Origin of the sequence: Amycolatopsis sp. NBC_00348 (genome assembly GCF_036114655.1) — a bacterium.
GTDB lineage: Bacteria > Actinomycetota > Actinomycetes > Mycobacteriales > Pseudonocardiaceae > Amycolatopsis.
The window spans coordinates 4,664,143-4,683,016 of record NZ_CP107994.1 but is presented as its reverse complement, the minus strand read 5'-3'; the positions used below and the strand labels follow the sequence as shown (position 1 = coordinate 4,683,016).

The following is an 18,874-nucleotide window of genomic DNA, read 5'->3' as shown; positions in this document are numbered from 1 at the left end:
GAACACCCGGCCGGGCTCGGCCGGACCGGGGCCTCGCGAAGACCAAGGTCGTGCTGACGCGGGACCGGCGGGACTCCACGATCCGGTGACCGGCGGGAACTCCGGCCCGTCGCCGCCCGTTGATCGGGTGAAGCGCAGTAACGTGACGCGCGGAAATGACCGACGACTCCTACGACGAGGGTTCAGTGACCACCGATCCGGCGGCCGAGCACGCTTCTCTGAGCGAGGCGGCCGAAGAGCTCGCCGTCGCCGGGCAGCTCCCGCGTTTCCTGCTGATGTACAAGTTCGCCATCGAAGAGCTGATGACGAAACTGCGGATCCTCAGCGAGGAGTTCGACTTCGTCCACCGGCACGACCCGATCGAGCACATCACGAGCCGGGTCAAGCGGCCGGAGGCGATCAAGGAAAAGGTGCACCGCCGCGGCCTCGGCAGCGACTGGGTCTCCGCCGCCCGCGCGCTCGACGACATCGCCGGCATCCGCGTGGTCTGCCCGTTCGTCGACGACGTCTTCGCGGTGGCCCGCATGCTCACCGCCCAGGACGACGTCGAACTGCTGCGCACCAAGGACTACATCGCCCGCCCCAAGGCCAACGGCTACCGCAGCCTGCACCTGATCGTGCGCATCCCGGTGTTCCTGTCCGACCGGGTGGAGAAGGTCAAGGTGGAGGTCCAGCTCCGCACCATCGCGATGGACTTCTGGGCGGCGGTCGAGCACAAGCTGTCGTACAAGTACCGCGACAGCGTCCCCCCGGACTTCGCGGGCGAACTGTCCGCGGCCGCCGCCACGGCAGCGGACCTGGACGCCCGGATGGCCGCGTTGCACGAACGGATCCGCTAGGCGTTACTCCTCGCCCAGCGAAGGCCGCGGCCCGGTCGGTGACGAAGATCGCCACGACGGACACCGCCCCCGGCGCCGAGGCTTCGTCGGGCGCGGACTCGCAGCAAGCGTGATCAGCCGGTGGTCACTCCCGCGCGGTCACCGGTGCCAGCAACGCACCCAGTGCGATCAGCTCCGTCAGCGCCATCCCGCGTTCCACCAGCCCCAGCGGGATCAGCGTCCACCAGCGCCCGTCCTCGGCCGCCGCCACCACGACCGCGCCCAGGATCACCGCGAACCAGCCCAGTGACGCGATCGCCAGCACCCGCGCGAGCCAGCGACGGCCCGGCGACGCCGGGAACGCCGTGCGCGAGGCGATCAGCACCGCCAGCGGCAGCGCGACGAACGCCACCACGCTCGCGACGCGGTGCAGCGTGCCGCCGAAGTCCGAGCGGGAGACCGTCGCCCAGTCCGGCTTCGGGAACGCCACGATCACCAGCAGGCCGATCGTCCACAGTGCACCCAGGATCGTCGCGGCCACCGGCAGCCGGCGCTGGTTGACCAGCACCGCGAGCCCCGCGGCCGACCCGAACGCCACCAGGACCACCGCGATGTCGAACAGCCACTTGTGGTCGGACAGGCCGTACTCGCTGATCGTGCGGCGCGTCGCGCTGATCTCGTCGGTCGGCGGGATGACCTGCAGCAACAGCACCAGCGCGGCACCCACCACGAGCGCGGCGATACCCGCCAGCGACACCGCGACGGACGTCCGTCGCGCAGGGACCGTGACCATGAACCGACAGTAGCCGACCGGTGGTTGAACTCCCGGTGAAATGTCCTTTTGCGCGGCCGTCCGTGTGAAGAACGGGTGAAGGCAGTACGACTTACGGCGGTTACCCCGGCCGGTTTTCGTCCATTACGGTCACTCGCTACCGGTACGTCCTTGCTGTGCCGGCCTCGGTCAAGGAGGTCTCTACCCGTGGGGAATTCACCAAGACGGCTGGTGCTGCTGGCTTCGGCCATCGCGCTGGCCGGCACGTTCGCCGTGCTGCCGACCGGCACCGCCGGGGCGGCGCAGAACATCCTGCGCGCCGACAAGTCAGTACCCCGCTCGTGCTTCGCGAAGCTGCAGCCCAAGGGCACTTCGGGCACCGATCGCCGGGATCTCACGTCCACTGTGGATGGTCTGGTCCAGGCCCGCCTGAAGGCGACGTCGGGCACCGAGGGCGACTGGGACGTCGCCGTGTTCGACAAGGCGACCGGGGCGGTCGTCGCCGCTTCGACGGCGTTGCGCTCCCACGAACTGGCCGAAAGCTTCGTGAAGAAGGGCCAGCAGCTCGTCGTCCAAGGCTGCCGCTACGGCGGTTCGGCCGGCCAGGTCCAGCTCGGCGTCGACTTCCTGGCGCTGACCCCGCAGGGCACGCCGACCACCGCGCAGAAGGCTCAGCTGGTCCGCGTCCAGACCCCCACCCGCGCCGACAAGTCCAAGCTCACCGGCCTCGGCCTCGACGTCACCGAGAAGGGTGACGCGACCGGCGTCGAGGTCGTGCTGGCCGACGACGCCGACCGTCAGACGCTCAAGAACAGCGGGCTCAAGTCGACGGTGGTCCAGGCCGACCTGTCGGCCAAGTCCGTCGCCGACGCGAAGACCGATCGCGAATACGCGGCCAAGACCCCCAAGTCGGTGCTGCCCTCGGGCCGGACCAGCTACCGCCACCTCTACGACTACGAGTACGAGATGAAGGAGCTGGCCCGCGCCAACCCGAACCTCGTCTCGGCGTTCACCATGCCCGAGTCGACGTGGGAAGGCCGCGACGTCATGGGGCTGGAGATCGCCACCGACGTCAAGAACCTCACCGACGGCAAGCCGGTCGACTTCACCATGGGCGTGCACCACGCGCGGGAGTGGCCGGCGGGCGAGCACGTCATGGAGTGGGCGTACGAGCTGATCAACGGCTACGCCCACGACAGTCAGATCCGCGGCATGGTCGGCAAGACGCGCAACATCATCGTGCCGATCGTGAACCCGGACGGCTTCGACATCTCCCGCGAGGCCGAGCCCAAGGGCGACTTCTCCCGGTTCGACTACGAGATGAAGCGCAAGAACTGCAACGTCGGCGACTCGCCGCCGCAGTACGCCACCGGCGTCTGCAAGGCCAACCCCGCCGGCCGGATCCGCGGCACCGACCCGAACCGCAACTACGCCGGGTTCTGGGGCGGCAACGGGGCCGAAGTGGCCTGGAGCGGCGACACCTTCCGCGGCTCGGCGCCGTTCTCCGAGCCGGAGTCGCGCAACGTCCGCTCGATCGTCTCGTCGCGGCAGGTCACCAACCTGATCACCTGGCACACCAACGCGGCCCTGGTGCTGCGCCCGCCGGGCGTGGCCGACGTGCGGCCGCCGCTGGAGGAGCCGGCCTTCAAGGCGCTCGGCGACAAGCTGGCCTCGCGCAACGGCTACACCAGCGAGCCGAGCTGGGCGCTCTACGACACGACCGGCACCACCGAGGACTGGTCGTACTGGGCCACCGGCGGCTGGGGCTTCACCATCGAGGTCGGCGGCGCCGGCTTCCACGAGGCCTACGAGACCGCCGTCGTCGCCGAGTACGCCGGGCTGGCCCCGACGACCGGGGCGGGCAAGGGCGGCAACCGCGGTGCGCTGCTCGACATGCTGGCCAACACCGCCGACCCGCAGCAGCACTCGACGCTGATCGGTTCGGCGCCCAAGGGTTACCAGCTCAAGCTGCACAAGACGTTCCAGACGCCGACGTCGCCGGTGATCCAGGCCGACGGCACCACCAAGCCGCCGATCTACGTCACCGACGACCTGAACTCGAAGCTCACCACCACCGGCGGGCGGTTCGCGTGGTCGGTCAACCCGTCGACGCGCCCCTACGTCGCCGGCCGCTACGGGCGGGACCCGCAGGGCCCGGCTCAGCAGGGTTACGCGGTGACGAACCCGGCAGGCGTGCCGCCGATCAACCAGAACTACCCGGCCGACACCGCGGGTGACTCGTTCACCTTCCACGTCGACGGCCTGCCGAAGGTGGACAACGGGAAGTTCAGCGTCAACATCAACTGGGCCAGCACTTCGACCGACTGGGACCTGTTCATCTACGACGCGGCCGGCAACCTGGTCAGCTCGTCGGCGAACGGCGGCACGACGTCCGAGCACGCCGTGCTGTTCGACCCGCCGGCCGGCGACTACAAGGCCGTGGTGGTCAACTACGACCAGGCCGACCCGAACGCCGTCGACGACTGGACCGGCGACGTCTCGTTCTCCTCGCCCGTCCCGCCGACCTACGGCACGAAGGAGGCCTACCAGCTGACCTGCACGTCGCCGAAGGGCAAGCTCGTCGGTGTGGCGGACGTCTTCGCCGACCGCGGCCAGACGGTCGACGTCGGTGAGGTCTGCACCCGGTCCGCGCACGCGCAGAAGCAGCGCGCGTCGGGCGGCGTCCGGTAGTTCCCGAAGGTCCGTGAAGGCCTCCTTACCGGCTCTTACGGCCGGTAAGGAGGCCTTCACGGCGTTACGGCCAGCGCGACGCCGAGGATGACCAGGATCGTGCCCACGACGCGGTTCAGGGCCGGTTTCGCGTGTTCGTACCAGCGTTGGGTGGCCGGGGCCGAGAACAGCAGCGCCACGGACAGGTGCCAGACGGCGGACGCGGCGACGATCAGCGCGACCGCCGCGACCTTGATCCCCGCCGGTTCGCTCGGCGGGAGCGTCGCCGTCAGGACGCTGCCGAAGAACGCCGCGGCCTTCGGGTTGGTCAGGTTGCTGACGACGCCTTGGCGGAACGCGCCGCCATGAGCCGCCGGTGGGGCGGATTCGGGCGCGCGGGCGCGCAGCCACAGCCGGATCCCCAGCCACGCCAGGTAAGCGCCGCAGACGACGCGCAACGCCGTGGCCAGCCACGGCGTGCGTGCCAGCACGGCACCCAGCCCGAAGACGGCGACCGCGGCGAGCAGTCCGCCCGCGGCGACGACGCCGAGCGCGACCGACACGGCGGTGCGCCGGGTGCCGGCCGCCGCCGTGTGCGCGATGAGGACGAAGTTGGGGCCGGGGGAGACGGCCGCGGGGAGGTAGGCCAGCAGCACCGTGCCGAGGGTGGCGGCGGGGCTCACGCCGCCCGGCCGCCCCCGCCGACGACCTGGTCGCGCACGGCTCGCAGCGCGTCGTGGTCCACAGTGGACGGTTCGGCGGCGAGCCAGTCGCCGATCTCGTGCAGGAACGTCTCCGGCGTCATCGGCGGGGCGGCGACGTCGTCCGGGTCGGCCGTGGTCAGGTCGCCGCTGCGGCTCGGGTACACGATCATCGCGCCGCGCAGCGCGACGCCGGGCAGCAGGTCGCGGTAGGCGGCGAGGCTCTCGGCGAGCCGGCTGCCGCCGCCGCGGAACGGCCGCCCGTTGCGCAGCAGCCTGCCGTCCTCGGCGGTTTCGTAGTGCCCGGGCAGCCAGATCTTCGACTCGATGAGCACCAGGCGCTTCCCGCACAGCACGGCGTGGTCGACGTCGGCGAAGACCGAGCCCGGCCAGGCGAGCCCGTGGAAGATCCGGGCGCCGGGCAGCCGGGTCAGGTAGGTCTCCAGCAGCTCGGCGGTGAGCCGTTCGGCCAGCTCGTCGCGCTCGGTGCCGGGGGCGCCGAAGACGGTGCGGCCGCCGAACTCCTCCGCGAAGGCGTCCCGGGCGCGGGACGCGCGCAGGTAGCCGCGGGCCAGCCGCTGCACCAGCAGCGCGGTGCCGGCGGTGAGGATGAGCCAGACGATCAGCACCGGCGGCGAGAACTCGACCCCGCTGACCAGCGGCAGCAGCACCAGCACCATGCCGCCCACGGCTACGACGACCGGCGTGTGCCCGGGGCCGCGGCGGCGGCCGTGCCGCATCCGGGTGTCCTCGCCCGCGAAGTGCCACCAGGTCAGGTCTTCGGCGTCGAGATCGGGTAGGTCGGGGACGAAGCCGGGCTCGTCGCCGAAGCGCCGCCGGGGCCGCGGCCGCACCGGGACCACCGGCACGACGGTGGCGCCGCCCGCGTCGTAGCGGTCGCGGCTGACGGGGTCGCTCAGGACGTCGTAGGCCTCGCGGAGCAGCCGGAACGTGCCGACCGTGCCGCCGGCGTCCGGGTGCATCGTCTTGGCGAGCCTGCGGTAGGCCGTCTTGACGTCGGACGCCGTGGCGTCGCGGCGGACGCCGAGCACCTCGTAGTAGTCGACCTCGGGCACGCTGGCGTTCACCTCCGGATGGCTGCGCGAAGACTTTATGGGGTCGGGTCGCGGGGCCGGTCACCGCCTCCGCGGCACGGCAGGGTGATGGTCCCGGGGGCCAGGTCAGGGCGGTGTCCGGAGTTTTACCGCGCGCCGCCGGTGCGGTCACCGGGGTGCCCGGCGGGGGCCGCCGGGTGCGTGACGTGGTCCCCGTCCGGGGTGCGTGTCACGTTTCCGGTGCTCCATTAGTGTCCACTGAGGACTGTTTGTCGCTCGAAAGTGGTGTAACGGCGCGGTTTTGCCGGGGCGCGTTGACTTTGCGTAGCCGGAATCCACCTGAATGGACGCGAACAGGTGTTCGATTCTCGGGTAGGTTGGAGGCATGTCCCCGGCACCCCACGAACGTGACGGGCCCACCGCCACCCCACCTCGGCAGCGGGCCCGTCACCCCGTTCACCATCCGCGTCAGCGCTCACGTCACTGCTCGCGCAGCAGGAAACGCTGCAGCTTGCCACTGGCGTTGCGCGGCAGCGCGTCCACGAACCGCACCCGGCGCGGGTACTTGTACGGCGCCGCAACGGCTTTGGCGTGCTCCTGCAGCGCGTGTGCGAGATCCGGCCCCGGCTCGGCACCCGGCCGGAGCACGACGAAGGCCGTCACGACCGACCCGCGCTCCGGGTCGGGAGTGCCGACCACAGCGCATTCGGCGACGTCCGGGTGGGTCAGCAGCACCTCTTCCACCTCGGGGGCGGCGATGTTGTAGCCGGAGGACACGATCATGTCGTCGCTGCGGGCCACGAACCGGTAGTAGCCCTCGGCGTCGCGCACATAGGTGTCGCCGGTGAGGTTCCAGCCGTCGCGGACGTAGTCGGCCTGCCGGGGGTCGCCGAGGTAGCGGCAGCCGGTGGGCCCCTGCACGGCGAGCAGGCCCGGCGTGCCGTCGAGCACCGGGTGGCCGGTTTCGTCGAGCACAGTGGCGCGGAACCCGGGCACGACGGTGCCGGTCGAGCCGGGGCGGGCCGCGTCGTCGGCGGCGGAGATGAACACGTGCAGCATCTCCGTGCTGCCGATGCCGTCGATGAGCGGCCGCCCGACGACGTCGCGGTACTGCTCGGCCACGGCGGCCGGGAGGGCCTCGCCGGCGGACACGGCGCGGCGGACGCCGGCCAGCAGCGGGCCGTCGCCGGCACCGAGGATCGCGCGGTAGGCCGTCGGCGCGGTGAAGAGCACGGTCACCGCCTGCTCGGCGACGGTCGCGGCCAGCTCCTTCGGGGTGGCGCGTTCGAGCAGGAACACGGATGCGCCGGCGTGCAACGGGAACACGAGAAGGCCACCGAGGCCGAAGGTGAACGCGAGGGGAGGGGTGCCGCAGAACAGGTCGTCCGCGGCGGGCCGCAGGACGTGCCGGGAGAACGTGTCGGCGATGGCGAGCAGGTCGCGGTGGAAGTGCATGGTCGCTTTCGGCGACCCGGTGGTGCCGGAGGTGAAGGCGAGCAACGCGACGTCGTCGGCGGCCGTCGGCACGTCGTCGAAGGTCGCCGGGTGCCGTGCGCAGCGTCCGGCGAGTTCGGTGCCGTAGGAGACCACCGGCAGGCCGGGCGGCAGCTCGTCGAGCAGGCGCTCGTCGCAGAGGGCGACGCTGGGCGCCGCGCGCTCGACGATCTTGTCGAGCTCGCCGCGGCGCAGCATCGGCATGGTCGTGACGGCGACCGCCCCGGCCTTGAGCACGCCCAGCCAGCACGCCGCGAGCCACGGGGTGTTGGTCCCGCGCAGCAGCACGCGGTTGCCGGGCACGACACCGAGGTCGGCGGTGAGCACGTGCGCGATCCGGTTGGCGCGCACGAGCACGTCCCCGTAGGTCCACATCTCGTGCGGCGACCGCAGGCACGGCCGATCCGCCCCGAGGCGCGCGAGGGTGTGGTCGAGCAGCACGGTGGCGGCGTTGAGCCGATCGGGATACCGCAGCTCCGGCAGGTCGAACACCAGCCGAGGCCACTGCGCTTCGGGCGGCAGCCGATCGCGGCAGAACGAGTCGGTGTGAGCGCTGGCAGAAAGCGGCATCACGGCTCCTCGGGTCGGAACGACCTGCACCAGGAGAAAAGTAGCACCCGTTGCGACCGTCGAGAAGACGCAATGCCGCACCCCTGACGGCGATGCCAAGAAGGCGATGCCACTGCGTTCACCTGGGACAGCACACAGTGACGACGCCTCGCGAGAGTCGATGACCGGCTGCCGAGGGCGCTCCGAAGCGCGACAGGCGGGCCCCACAGTGCGCGATGGCTCCGGGGGCGATGGTCGCGGCGCCCGCCAGGCCGCACCGCCGCAGCGGGCCACGCACGCCGCGGCCACCCCTCGCGCGGGCACTCCGGTCACGCACGGCGGGACTGTCGTTCGCACGGGCGCCCTGGTTGCGCTCGCGCGCCGGGTTCGTGCTTGTGTCGTGGCCGTGGCCCGGCCGCCGTGACCGAGGTTCGTGCTTGTGTCGTGGCCGCGGCCAGGGTGAGCGCGGGCGCAAATGCCGGACCGAAGAGCGTCTGGCGGCCGCCCGGGGTCAGATTCCCGAGTCGCGTTCCGAGGCGTGGAAGAAGGCCGCCGGGTCGTTCGACAAATCCTCCAGCACTCCGTGCCGAACCCTCGCCGAGATGGCGGCGCTGATGACCGCCCACACCGCGATCACCGCCACCACCGCCGGCGCCGACAGCACGTGGCGTAGCAGTGCGAGGTTCACCGTGGCGGCCAGCGCCGCGATCTGGAGCACGTTCACGTACCACTTCCGCGGTTGCATCGAGAACACCCGCGTCCCGGTGAGGTAGGCCGTCAGGCCGGCCGTGATGAACCACGCGGCCGAGACCGGTGGGGACTCGTGCAGTGAAAGGTCCACCCCGGCCGCGATGAGCAGCAGGGAGAACGCCGGGATCAGGTGCCCGCCCGCGTACAGGAAGTAGGCCAGCGCGGGGTTGCCGCCGGAGAGGTCGAGCATGCGCTCGTAGATCTCCGCCGCCGACGTGAAGTACACCCACCACAGCGCGCCGGCGAGGACCAGGCCGCCGATCAGGGCGAGCCAGTAGCCGAGGTCGTCGGCCGGGCGGTCGAGCGCCGCGCCACCGACCGTGATCACCAGCTCGCCGAGCAGCAGGATCATGAAGAGCCCGAAACGCTCGGACAGGTGCCCCGGATCGACCGCCCGTCCCGGGTTGCTCGACGGCGCGAGCAGCGAGCGCATCTTCGCGGCCCGCGACGGCCGGGGAGCGTCGTGGCCGCCGCGTCGCCGGTCGCTCCCGCCGTCCAGCAGCAGGAAACCCGCCTCCTGGATCAGCGCGAACGCCCACAGCACGAACACCCACGGCCGCGGGGTGAACGCCGAGATCGTGAACAGCACCGCTGACGCCGTGTAGCCCCAGGCGATCCGGCGGACCTCGGCCTTGCTCCGGCCGGACCACCGGTGGGCCGCGGCCAGGATCAGGCGGACCCCGGCCAGCGCCGCCGCGAACCCCGCCGGGTGCCCCTCGAAGACGTGGTGCGCCTGGGTGGCCGCGATCGCGCACGGCACCGTGCCGGCCAGCACGAACAGCCGGTCGACGACGCGGGTGTCGTCGCCGACGCGGTTGTAGAGCAGCGCGAAGCCGATCCACGTCCACCAGAGCGTCGCGAACAGGCCGAGCGAGGCGCCGACGTGCACCCACTTCGGCTCGGCGACGATCGCGTGCGTCACCTGGCTGACGGCGAACACGAAGATCAGGTCGAAGTACAGCTCGACCCATCCGACGCGTCTGCCGTGCCCGGCGCTGTCCTGATCTTCGGTCACAGCCGAGATTGTGCCCTGCGGCTCGGATAGGGTGCGATCGGAGAGGGGGAGGGTGATCGTGAAGCCGCAGCTGCGTTCGGTGGTGCTGGCGCGGGCCTGGCAGCGGATCCCCGGCGTGGCCGTCCTGTCCGCGCCCGACGGCGGCCCGCTGACCCGCACGGTCAAGAAGATCATCGACCCCCTGGTCGTCCGCACCGCGGCCCGCCCCCGCCTGGGCCGCCCCCTCCTGGACGAGGCATCGGCCGCGGAGGTGACGCAGCTGCTGCTCGCCGACGCACCCCGCCTGCACGCGACGGCGGAGTGGTTCACCCACTTGAAGAAGCAGCGCCGAGCACTGCGCATCACGGCCGGCAACGTCCAGGACGTGTGCTTCCCGCTGGCCTACGAGCTGGCGACGGGCTTCGGCACCCCCGGCCCGGATGCGGCGGAGACGGCGGCGGCAGCACTGCGCGACCTGCACGGCGAGCGCGCGACCGGAGCCGACGACCTGGCGGGCTACCTGGCCGACCCGCGAGTGGCGGCCGACCTGACGGAAGAGCTGCACCGCCGCTGGCACGCGGCCACCCCGGCCGATGACCTGCTCTCCGCCGAGGGCATCGCGCAGCTCGCGGAGTTCGTCGAAACCCTCGCCGACTCCGCCTGGCGCGCGCTCGCCGAATCCGGCGCCGGGCACGCGCTCGGCCTGGCCCTTCGCGGGCCCGGCGGTTCGGCCGCCGTCGCCAAGGCCGTCCAGGAGATCTCCGGCACGACCGCCCCCGATCTCGGGCTGCAGCGCGGGGACCACACCGCCGTGCCGCCGCTGAGCCGGCGGGACGAAACCGGCGCCGAACTCCTCGAACGCAGCGTCGAACGGCGGGTTCGCGCCACCCTCCGGCGAACCCCCGCCGACGACCGGGCGCCCGTCGCCGACCTCGTCGACGAAGAACTCAGCCGGGTCGCCGTCGGCTTCGGGCTCGAAAGGCCCGCCCTCGCCGGCTGCTTCGCGCTCGGCGTGGTCGTCGCGCCCGCGCTGCGGCCGCTCGACGGCGCCGCGTCCACCGCCGTGCCCGAGTTCGCGCGGCGGCTCAACGCCCAGGTCGCGCGCGAGGGGTACGTCCTGCACGCCCGCCGCGCGCTGGCCGGCGGCACCCCGCTCACCCCGCGGCCCGACCCCGGACTCGTCCGCGAGCTGCGCGAGTTCGCCAAGCAGTTCCTCGGCCGCCTCTGGATCCGGCTGCACGGCTTCGACGTCCGCGGCGAGACCCCGGCCGACGCGGCGGACGTCCGCGACCTCGTCACCGGCGTCGTCCGCTCGACCTCCCTCGACCTGCGGACGAAGGTGCGCCGCGCGCTCGTCGCCCGCCTGCCGGAGCTGGAGGCCGCGTCGTGACGCACCCACTGCACACGCCCGTCGTCGCCGCGGATGGCGCTCTCGTCCGCTTCGCCCTCGCCGATCTCCTCGGCGGCTCGGCCACGTCCATGCGGATCGAGCTCACCGACGCGAGTGCCGCGGAACCGTGGCTGACCCGGCTCGTCGGGGCCGAGGCCGCCCGAACCGCACTGGAGCAGGGGCATGCCGACGTCCCGGCCCGGCCGGAGCTCGCCACCCTCGCGCTGCTGCTCTGGGCGCGCCGCTGGTGGCCCGCCGGCCCGCGGCTCGGCGTTCCGTCGCTGGACCCGGCCCTGCTGGACCTCGAAGCCGCCGTCGCGACGGCCGCCGTCGAGGACGTCGCCGAAGGGCTGCTCGACGGCTTCGAAGCCACCCCGGCGGAACTCTTCGACGCGGCGATCGCGGGCGGCGCCCTGACCGGGCCGGCCGGCGAAGTCCGCGGCCTCTGCGCCCGGCTGGCGGCCTGGTTCGACGCGCAAGACGACGTCGAGCGCGCCGAGGCCGCGGCCGAGCCGGAAATCGCCGGCGGCCAACGCGCCTACGCACTGGCCGCGGGCACCGGCCCGGGCTCGCCCGGCGCCGGCGTGCTGGCCGAGGGCCGCGCGAGCGTCGATTGGGCGCGCGTGCCCCCGGGCGTTCTCGACGCCGCCGAAGACACCGTGACCTGGCGGATCGTCGCCGCCGGCCGGCTCGAGGTCGAGGTCGCCGGCGCGTTCGCCGACGCCGTCCTCACCGCGGTCGCGACCCACGACGGCGCGCCGTTCGCGGAAGTCCCCCTGGCCCTCGGCGCCGGGCAGTTCGCCGGGAGCGTGGCCCTCGACGCGGCCGCGACCCGGCTCGCGGCGACCCCGGACGTCCACATCGGACTCGTCGTGGGCGTGGCGGCGGAGGGCGTCACGGGCACCACGCCGGCGGACCGGGCGGCCGTGGTTTCGCTCGTGCGGGCGCGACCGCCGCGGGTGTGGACGTTGGCCGAACGCGCGGCGGCCGGGGACGCCGCCGAGGAGTTCTGACGTGCTCGCCGGCTTCCCGCCGCCGCTCACCCCGCCGGACCGGCCGCTGCCGCCCGAACTGGCCGGGTCGAGTTCGCACGGCTACAACTGTCGTTGTGTCGCAACACATTTCGGCCTGGACCCGGCGCGCTACGGCGAGGTTCCCGCGTGCTCGCTGACCGAGGCCGAGTACCACGCGCTGCTCGTCGAAGCCGTCGACGTCCAAGGCGTGGCGAAGCGGCTCGCCGCGGCGCGGGACGTCGCGGGTGCGCAGCGGCAGTACGCCCGGATGCGGCAGCTCGCGCACCGGCTCGACCGGACCGACCTCGACCTCGCCGCGGTCAGCGACCTGGCCACGGTCTGCTACTCCGCCGGCGATCTGCGCAACGCGCGGCAGTGCGCCGAAGCCGTCTTGACCGTCTTCGGCGTGATCACCAAGGCCATCGTCCACTTCGGACAGTACGTCGAGCTGCGGATGATCGAAGGTTCACGCGAGATCGCCGAGCGCGTGCTCATCTCACTGTCCACAGAGGAGGGTGACCTGCCGCGGGCGCGCGAGCTGCTCGCGGACCAGCGCCGCCGGGCGGCGTTCCGGAAGGCGGCCGAGCCGGGGCAGTTCCCGCGCGAGCAGCTCGACCCGCACGGCGCCGACGAGCTGGAGCTGCGCATCCTCGACGTGCGCGTACAGGTGGCGGCGGGCGACCCGGCCGGCGCGCGGGCCGCGCTCGAGGGGATCCTGGCGGCGCTGGCGCGCATCGCGGACGTCGACGAGGTGCGCGAGCAGGTCGTGTCGCTGCAGGCGATGGCGCGCGCCGAACGCGCCCGCGTCCGGCAGGCGGGCGGCGAGGAGGCGGACGCGTCGGCGGACCTGCTGCGCCTGAGCGCCCGGCACGGCGGCCCGACGGCGGCGAAGTTCGACGTCCAGCTGGCGGAAACCCGGGCCCTCGACGGGGATTTCCCGGGCGCGATCGCGGCGATCGTCGCGGCGCGGGACGAGCTGGCGGCGGCCGGCCTGACCGGCGACGTGGCCGAGGCGAGCCACGCGCTGGGCACGCTCCTGCTGCTCGCGGGCGATGTCGCGCAGGCCAGGGACCAGTTCGAGCACGCGGGAAAGCTGTGGACGGCCAACGGCGACACCCCGGGCGCGCGCCGGCTGGACCTCGCGCTGGCCCGCTGCGCGGCCGCCGAGGGCGATTGGCCGGCGGCGAAGGAGCACGCGGCCCGCGCCCAGCAGTCGGCGCGGGCGTCGGGGGAGTGGCTGGAGTGCCTGCGCGCGGACTTCGTGACGGCGACGATCGACCACGCGAGCGGCGACGACCCGCGGGTGGCCTTGGAGCTGCTGCTGCCGGTGGCCTTGGCCGCGCAGGAGTACCGCTTCGAGTTCGCCGCACCCGAGGCACGCACGGCGTGGGCGAGCGGCGTCGCGGGCCCGGCGACGGAACTGCTGATGGCAGTGCTGGCCCAGCTGGGCGAAACGCGGCTGACAGCGGAGCTGATCGAGCGCACGTGCGCGGTCGGGGCCTACACGGAGGACCGTTCCCTCGACCTGACCGGCACCTTGCCGACGCTGGATCCGGCGACGGCTGGTGTTTCCGCGCTCCCCGACGCACTGGCCAAGGCTCGTGGGAAGTCGCGACCCGAGGCGGTCACCGACGACCGGCTGCCCCTGGCCGCGCTCGGCGCCGTCACCTCCGGCCTGCCCCTCCGGCTCGCCCCGCCACCCGACCTGCGCTGGTCGCCTCGTCAGCCCATGGAACTGGACCGCTGGCTCGACCTCGCCGCCGAGCGGTACCACCTGCGTCGCCAGACCACCGAGACCGTCGCCACCTGGCCCGCCGCCGAGCCGGGGCGCGAGACCTTCGTCCTGCGCTTCGCCGATGCCGGGCACACCTTCCTCAGCTGGCGGACCACCGATGACCTCGACACCGTCCACACCCACCCCATCGACGCCGGACTCGTCGAGACCGTCCGCGGCTTCCTCGCGGCCGCGTCGCCGACGCCGCACGAAGGGGAGAGCGTCGCCGACGCCGTTCGAAGGTCGCTGGCCGCCGACGCTCTCGGCAGCGCCGCCGGGGAACAGCGGCTGGCTCGGGTGCTCGCCCTCAACCTGCTGCCCGCCGATCTCGTCGAACGGCTCCGGCGGGCGTCCGGGCGGCGGCCGCTGCTGCGGGTCCAGCCCTCGCCCCGCCTCGCCGACGTCCCGTGGGGGCTGCTCGCCCTGCCCGACCGGCGGCCGACCCGCGGCACGATCGAGGAGGTGGACTCCTGTTTCGACGGCGACGACCGCGTCCTCGACGTCGCCGACGTCGTGTTGCTCGCGCCCGCTGGGATCCCGCGCAAGCCGCCCGCCGCCGACGGGCCGCCCGTCTACCTGCTCGATCCGCGGATTCCGGGCCAGAGCGCTTTCGGTGAGCTGGGGTCCGTGCTCGGCAAGCAAAGTGACAGCTCGCCGCTGATCCGGCACCTGGACGCGCGGCTCGAAGCCGGTCGGGTTCAGCCGCCCGCCGTGAACGGCCTCGACCTCGTCCGGCGGACCGACACCGACCGGCGGCTGCTCGCCGAGCTGCTGGCCGGGCCGTGCTCGCGGCTGGTGTTCGTCGGGCACGTCAGCCGGGTGCGCGACGACCACGGCGCGCAGACCGCCCTGCACCTGTCGTGTGCGGCCGAGCTGCCCGGCACGGCCGCGCCGATCGGGGCGCACCGGCCGTTCACCGCCGCCGATCTCGCACTGTCGCGAGTGGACGCCATGCCGGCGCGGGTGGCGCTGATCGGCTGCGCCAGCGCGAGCGACTTCGGCCTGGCCGAACCGTTCGGCGTGCTGCTCGCCGCCGTCGCGGCCGGGGCCGGGCTGGTCGCCGCGACCGTCTGGGCGCTGCCGACGTCGGCCGCCGTGCCCGGCGCGGACCCGATGGCCGAGCTGGTCCTCGCCGTCGACACCGCGCTCGCCGGCGACGACCCCGTCACCGAGCTGTGCGAGTGGCAGCGGAACCGGCTCGCGCGGTGGCGCGAACGGCCCGAGCCGGCCCGTTCGCCGGTCTTCTGGGCGGCCCTGACCTGCCTCGACGCCGCCGCGGACGGGCAAACCTGGGTTCGGTAGCAGCGCGGCCCGCCGAAGCTGTGCACACACCGCACAGCGAAAGGCAGGGACCCGATGTTCAAGAAGATCCGCGACAAGGTCAACGAGGCCACGCAGCAGGGCGCGGCCCGCGGCGCGCAGGAGTTCCAGCAGCACGCCGAGCAGTTCCGGCGGGCGGCCGCCGCCCAGGGCTACGACATCACCCCGCAGCTGCCGACGCCGCAGGCGGCCGCGCAGGCGTTCCGGAGCCTGAACGCCGACCCGGACATGGCCGCGTTCCTGGCGCTGCCGATGGAGGAGCAGCTGCGCCAGCAGCAGGAGCTGCAGGCCTACGGCACCGAGCTGCGCCGGCTCTACGACACGTGCGAGCCGGCCACCCTGGTCGTCCGCGCATTGGAGCCGACCGGCCGGACGATCGCCGGGCAGGCCCAGTACACCGCCACACTGGAGGTCACCCGCACCGGCGGCGTCCTGTACCGGACGGTCGCGCAGCTGATCGCACCGCAGGCGACGATCCAGCAGTACGCGCCCGGCACCCGCCACGAGGCCCGCGTCGACCCGGCCGACCCGGCGAAGGTCGCCGTGTTCGGCCCGATCGTCTAGGGGGCCGGTGTGTTCGCATTCGGCCTGCCGGAGAACCCCCGGCGCACCGGCCGCCGGCTGTGGCTGCTCGGGGTGCCCACGACGCTCGCCTGGGCGGTCGCGGGCTGGTCGGGCGCCCTCGGACTGCTGGACACGTTCCGGTTGATGTCGCTGAACCGCGTCGGCGCGTGGGGGGCCGACGGGGGCCCGGCGGTGTCCCTGGTGCTGTTCTTCAGCCTCTCGGTCACGGCGGCGTCGTCCCTCGGCTTCGCGATGCTGTGGAGCGGTGGGATGTCGCTGGGCCGGATGGGCGTCGGCTTCCGGGCGAGCTCGCTGGCCGCGTCCCTCGGCATCGCGCTGGGCAGCGGCGTGGCGATTCCGTCGTGGACGCGGCCGGAGGCGGTGGGGCAGCGGCTGCCGTTCCTCGACGGCGCGCCCGAGCCCTGGTCGGACGTCGACTGGGTCGTCTACTACGAGCCGTACCTGGTGCCGGCGGTGGCCGGGCTCGTCGCGCTGGTGATGATCGTGGTGCTGCTGCGGACGTTCCTCACCACGGCGGAGGCGGACGACCGCGCGCAGGCCCTGACCCAGCGCGGCCGCCTGGTGACCGGGCAGGTCACGCACGTCGAGTTCACCAACGTCTGGGTCATGGGCAACCCGCGTTTCACGGTCCACGTCCGCTTCCCGGCGGAGACGGGCGAGCGCACGGTGGTGACGACGATGGTCACCCCGGTCATGCAGTCCCCGGCCCGCGGCACCAAGGTCCGGGTCCGCTACGACCCGCAGGACCCGGGCGCGGTACTGGTGGAACCCGACCCCGACGACCACGCGATCCGTTATCCGCCGTTTTTGTAACGCCGGATTCGGAGCCGGCGACTCCGGCATTGAGCGGTTGCGCGCACTACTACGACCCGTAGCACCATCGGCGCGGAATGTGACACCGCCGCAGAGGGGTGATCGCATGAGCACCTGGACGGATTCGTCCCCCGGTCGGCGTAACCTGGGAAGCGGTTCGAGCCTTTCTCCAGGGCGTTGTGTCATCGTTCCCGCAGAGGAATCCCGTACGCGGCGCGAAAGGGTGTGCTGACGCCATGAGCACGGATGCAGCGGCCTGCGCGCCGGAAGCCTCGCCGACGTCGAGCCCGGGTGAACCGATCATCGGCCAGTCGCCGCGGCGCAAGGTCGGGAGTTCCGTCTACGTGACCGTGCCCGGCCCGGTGCCGGTGATCAAGGCCAAGCCGCACAAGAAGAAGTAGCGCTCAGCCGAGGTCCATGGCGTGCTCCGCGGCCCGCTGGAGGCTGACGAGCAAATGGTTGTAGCGCTCGGAATCCAGTTTGCTGATGAGCGACAGGTGCTCGGGCGGCACTTCTTCGCCGTTGGCCTTGATGACGTAGGTCGAATTCAACGTGATCGCGCCGACCGAGAGGATGTCCGCGGCGTCGGGCCCGATCATTTTCTCGCTCCCGGTTCCCGAAACGAGAATGGGCGCCGCGAGAATGCCGCGCCAGATCTGCGCGATCGGTGACGGGCTGAGGTTGGCCGCCTGGAGGTTTCCGGTGAACACCGCCTGGGCCGCGGCGAAGTCGGAACCCCGGTCGATGGTGACGTGGTGCCGGAGCGACCATTCTTCGCGGTGCGTGTAGACGGAGGTGCCGACGAGGTTGATGGTGTAGCGGCGCCGGCCGTTCTCCTGCAGCCGGCTGCGCAGCCACAGGAAGAGCCCGAAGTTCTCGCCCGCGTTGCCGCCGAGGACGTGGTCGTCGTACTCGAGGGAGAGCTTTTCGAGGACGTCCAGCGGGCCGCCGGGGATGCTGAGGGCGTCGTGCAGTTTCGTGGTCAGGTCCTCCGCGGCCTGACCGGCCGGGATCTCGGCGTCCGGCTCGCAGCCGACGGCCGTGTAGCAGTCGTCCAGGGCCTTGGCGAAGCGCCGGTTGTAGACCAGGGAGTCCTCGACCTCGTTCTCCGGCCGGTACCGCTCGGGTTCCACGACGGCGAGCGCGAGGTCGGAGATCGCCTGGTTGAGCTGAGAGTACGACTTCAGGAAGATGGGTTTGAGGCCCAGCGTCTGCTCGAGGTAGCGAGCGGAGTTGATGGCGTAGGCCGCGGCGCGGGTCGTGGAGACGTTCTTCACCGCCGGCGGCACGACGAGGGAGAACCGCAGCGAATTCGTGGGCGCGCTTCCGTAGAGCGGGCCCACGAGGTTCGGGTCGGACATGCTCAACCCGATGAAGATCGTGCAGGAGTCCTTGATCGAATCGGTGAGGATCGCCCGGACTTCCGCGCCGTACTTGAGGAACTGGGATTCGGTGAGGATGATCGGTTCTTCGGGGTTGCGCGCCTGCCGGACCAGGCCGTGCAGGTGCAGTACGCCGATGTGGCCGGCTTTCTTGTTCCACGCGGCCCATTCCTTCTTTCCGCCGGGCCGGATAGAGAACGCTTTGACGTCGGCTTCGGCGAAATAGGCCAGGAGTGCTTCTTCGAGGATGATGTCGAAGTTCGTGGTGAGCAGGCGGCAGTCGGTGCGCCGGGTGTAGGCCAGCCGGGCGATCGACTGCGCCAGCAGTCCAGGGGTCACCCGCAGGTCCCGCTGGTAGAGCGCGTCCCGGATCACTTCATGGTCCTGGATGTTGCGGTTCGCGTCCTTGATGAGCTGCAGCACGATCTCGGCCTTGCGCATCAGGTCGGACCGGTCGGCCAGCGCGATCGTGCGGATGTCCTCGTCGTCGATCGCTTCGGTCATCTTCGCGATCAGCGACGGCCAGGAGGGCAGGCTCGAGTTCATCGAGACGCCCGCGCCGACCACGATCGTCAACGGGCGGGTGCGGTCGCGCACCGCTTCGAACAGCTCGGTGAGGTACGGCTGCGTTTCGAAAGAAAACGTGTCCCCTTTGTCGAACGCGCTGGCGTCGACGATTTTGGACCGGAATCTCTCTGGCATGCATGACCTCGTGCGTTCCGCGGTGACCGTGGTGTCATCTTGGCACCCGTGCTCCGGCACGGTCGGGTGCGGCACCGAATTTGTTACGCGGC

14 protein-coding genes are annotated in these 18,874 nt (G+C 72.3%); 8 read left to right on the top strand and 6 right to left on the bottom strand.

Annotated features, from left to right (window positions below; translation table 11 throughout):
* Positions 1 to 185: 185 nt before the first annotated feature.
* The gene (locus OHS58_RS20390; RefSeq protein WP_326951492.1) at positions 186 to 839 is read left to right on the top strand and encodes a GTP pyrophosphokinase; all 654 of its coding nucleotides are present in this window, start codon (positions 186 to 188) and stop codon (positions 837 to 839) included.
* Between the two features lie 124 nt (positions 840 to 963).
* Here OHS58_RS20390 and OHS58_RS20385 read toward each other — a convergent pair whose 3' ends face one another.
* Complete coding sequence (locus OHS58_RS20385; protein ID WP_326948202.1) at positions 964 to 1,611, bottom strand: DUF998 domain-containing protein; 648 nt, start codon at positions 1,609 to 1,611, stop codon at positions 964 to 966.
* 210 nt (positions 1,612 to 1,821) lie between these two features.
* Here OHS58_RS20385 and OHS58_RS20380 point away from each other — a divergent pair, with 210 nt between their 5' ends.
* A complete protein-coding gene (locus OHS58_RS20380; RefSeq protein ID WP_328649838.1) occupies positions 1,822 to 4,281 on the top strand; it encodes a M14 family zinc carboxypeptidase in 2,460 nt (819 codons plus the stop codon).
* A 56-nt stretch (positions 4,282 to 4,337) separates the two neighbouring features.
* On the opposite strand, the gene OHS58_RS20375 is transcribed toward OHS58_RS20380, so the two are convergent.
* The 4 genes from OHS58_RS20375 to OHS58_RS20360 all read right to left on the bottom strand — a co-directional run bounded on the left by OHS58_RS20375 (position 4,338) and on the right by OHS58_RS20360 (position 9,824).
* On the bottom strand, positions 4,338 to 4,943 hold the full coding sequence (locus tag OHS58_RS20375) for a LysE family translocator (protein WP_328649456.1): 606 nt from the start codon (positions 4,941 to 4,943) through the stop codon (positions 4,338 to 4,340).
* A complete protein-coding gene (locus OHS58_RS20370; protein WP_247049780.1) occupies positions 4,940 to 6,037 on the bottom strand; it encodes a J domain-containing protein in 1,098 nt (365 codons plus the stop codon). Before OHS58_RS20370 ends, OHS58_RS20375 begins: the two co-directional genes overlap by 4 nt.
* Before the next feature lie 459 nt (positions 6,038 to 6,496).
* On the bottom strand, positions 6,497 to 8,080 hold the full coding sequence (locus tag OHS58_RS20365; protein WP_328649455.1) for an AMP-binding protein: 1,584 nt from the start codon (positions 8,078 to 8,080) through the stop codon (positions 6,497 to 6,499).
* A 490-nt stretch (positions 8,081 to 8,570) separates the two neighbouring features.
* The gene (locus tag OHS58_RS20360) at positions 8,571 to 9,824 is read right to left on the bottom strand and encodes a low temperature requirement protein A (RefSeq protein WP_328649454.1); all 1,254 of its coding nucleotides are present in this window, start codon (positions 9,822 to 9,824) and stop codon (positions 8,571 to 8,573) included.
* 58 nt (positions 9,825 to 9,882) lie between these two features.
* Here OHS58_RS20360 and OHS58_RS20355 point away from each other — a divergent pair, with 58 nt between their 5' ends.
* From OHS58_RS20355 to OHS58_RS20330, 6 genes are all read left to right on the top strand, one after another.
* A complete protein-coding gene (locus OHS58_RS20355) occupies positions 9,883 to 11,193 on the top strand; it encodes a hypothetical protein (protein WP_328649453.1) in 1,311 nt (436 codons plus the stop codon).
* Positions 11,190 to 12,206 (top strand): hypothetical protein, encoded by a 1,017-nt coding sequence (locus OHS58_RS20350; protein ID WP_328649452.1) that lies wholly within the window; start codon positions 11,190 to 11,192, stop codon positions 12,204 to 12,206. The genes OHS58_RS20355 and OHS58_RS20350 overlap by 4 nt, the downstream gene beginning before the upstream one ends.
* A gap of 1 nt (position 12,207) precedes the next feature.
* Entirely contained in the window at positions 12,208 to 15,282 is a 3,075-nt protein-coding gene (locus tag OHS58_RS20345) for a hypothetical protein (RefSeq protein ID WP_328649451.1), read from the top strand.
* A 54-nt stretch (positions 15,283 to 15,336) separates the two neighbouring features.
* Positions 15,337 to 15,864 (top strand): hypothetical protein, encoded by a 528-nt coding sequence (locus OHS58_RS20340; RefSeq protein ID WP_328649450.1) that lies wholly within the window; start codon positions 15,337 to 15,339, stop codon positions 15,862 to 15,864.
* Positions 15,865 to 15,873: 9 nt separating this feature from the next.
* On the top strand, positions 15,874 to 16,698 hold the full coding sequence (locus OHS58_RS20335) for a DUF3592 domain-containing protein (protein WP_328649449.1): 825 nt from the start codon (positions 15,874 to 15,876) through the stop codon (positions 16,696 to 16,698).
* A gap of 236 nt (positions 16,699 to 16,934) precedes the next feature.
* Positions 16,935 to 17,099: a hypothetical protein gene (locus OHS58_RS20330; protein WP_247049795.1), complete on the top strand. Its 165-nt coding sequence runs from the start codon at positions 16,935 to 16,937 to the stop codon at positions 17,097 to 17,099.
* A gap of 3 nt (positions 17,100 to 17,102) precedes the next feature.
* On the opposite strand, the gene OHS58_RS20325 is transcribed toward OHS58_RS20330, so the two are convergent.
* Positions 17,103 to 18,782 (bottom strand): SIR2 family protein, encoded by a 1,680-nt coding sequence (locus tag OHS58_RS20325; RefSeq protein WP_326954421.1) that lies wholly within the window; start codon positions 18,780 to 18,782, stop codon positions 17,103 to 17,105.
* Positions 18,783 to 18,874: the final 92 nt, after the last annotated feature.

Bases quoted from the DNA above. Each gene is read 5' to 3' on its own strand.
- OHS58_RS20385 (WP_326948202.1), bottom strand. From the start codon at position 1,611: ATGGTCACGGTCCCTGCGCGACGGACGTCCGTCGCGGTGTCGCTGGCG.
- OHS58_RS20365 (WP_328649455.1), bottom strand. From the start codon at position 8,080: ATGCCGCTTTCTGCCAGCGCTCACACCGACTCGTTCTGCCGCGATCGG.
- OHS58_RS20340 (WP_328649450.1), top strand. From the start codon at position 15,337: ATGTTCAAGAAGATCCGCGACAAGGTCAACGAGGCCACGCAGCAGGGC.
- OHS58_RS20330 (WP_247049795.1), top strand. From the start codon at position 16,935: ATGAGCACGGATGCAGCGGCCTGCGCGCCGGAAGCCTCGCCGACGTCG.
- OHS58_RS20325 (WP_326954421.1), bottom strand. From the start codon at position 18,782: ATGCCAGAGAGATTCCGGTCCAAAATCGTCGACGCCAGCGCGTTCGAC.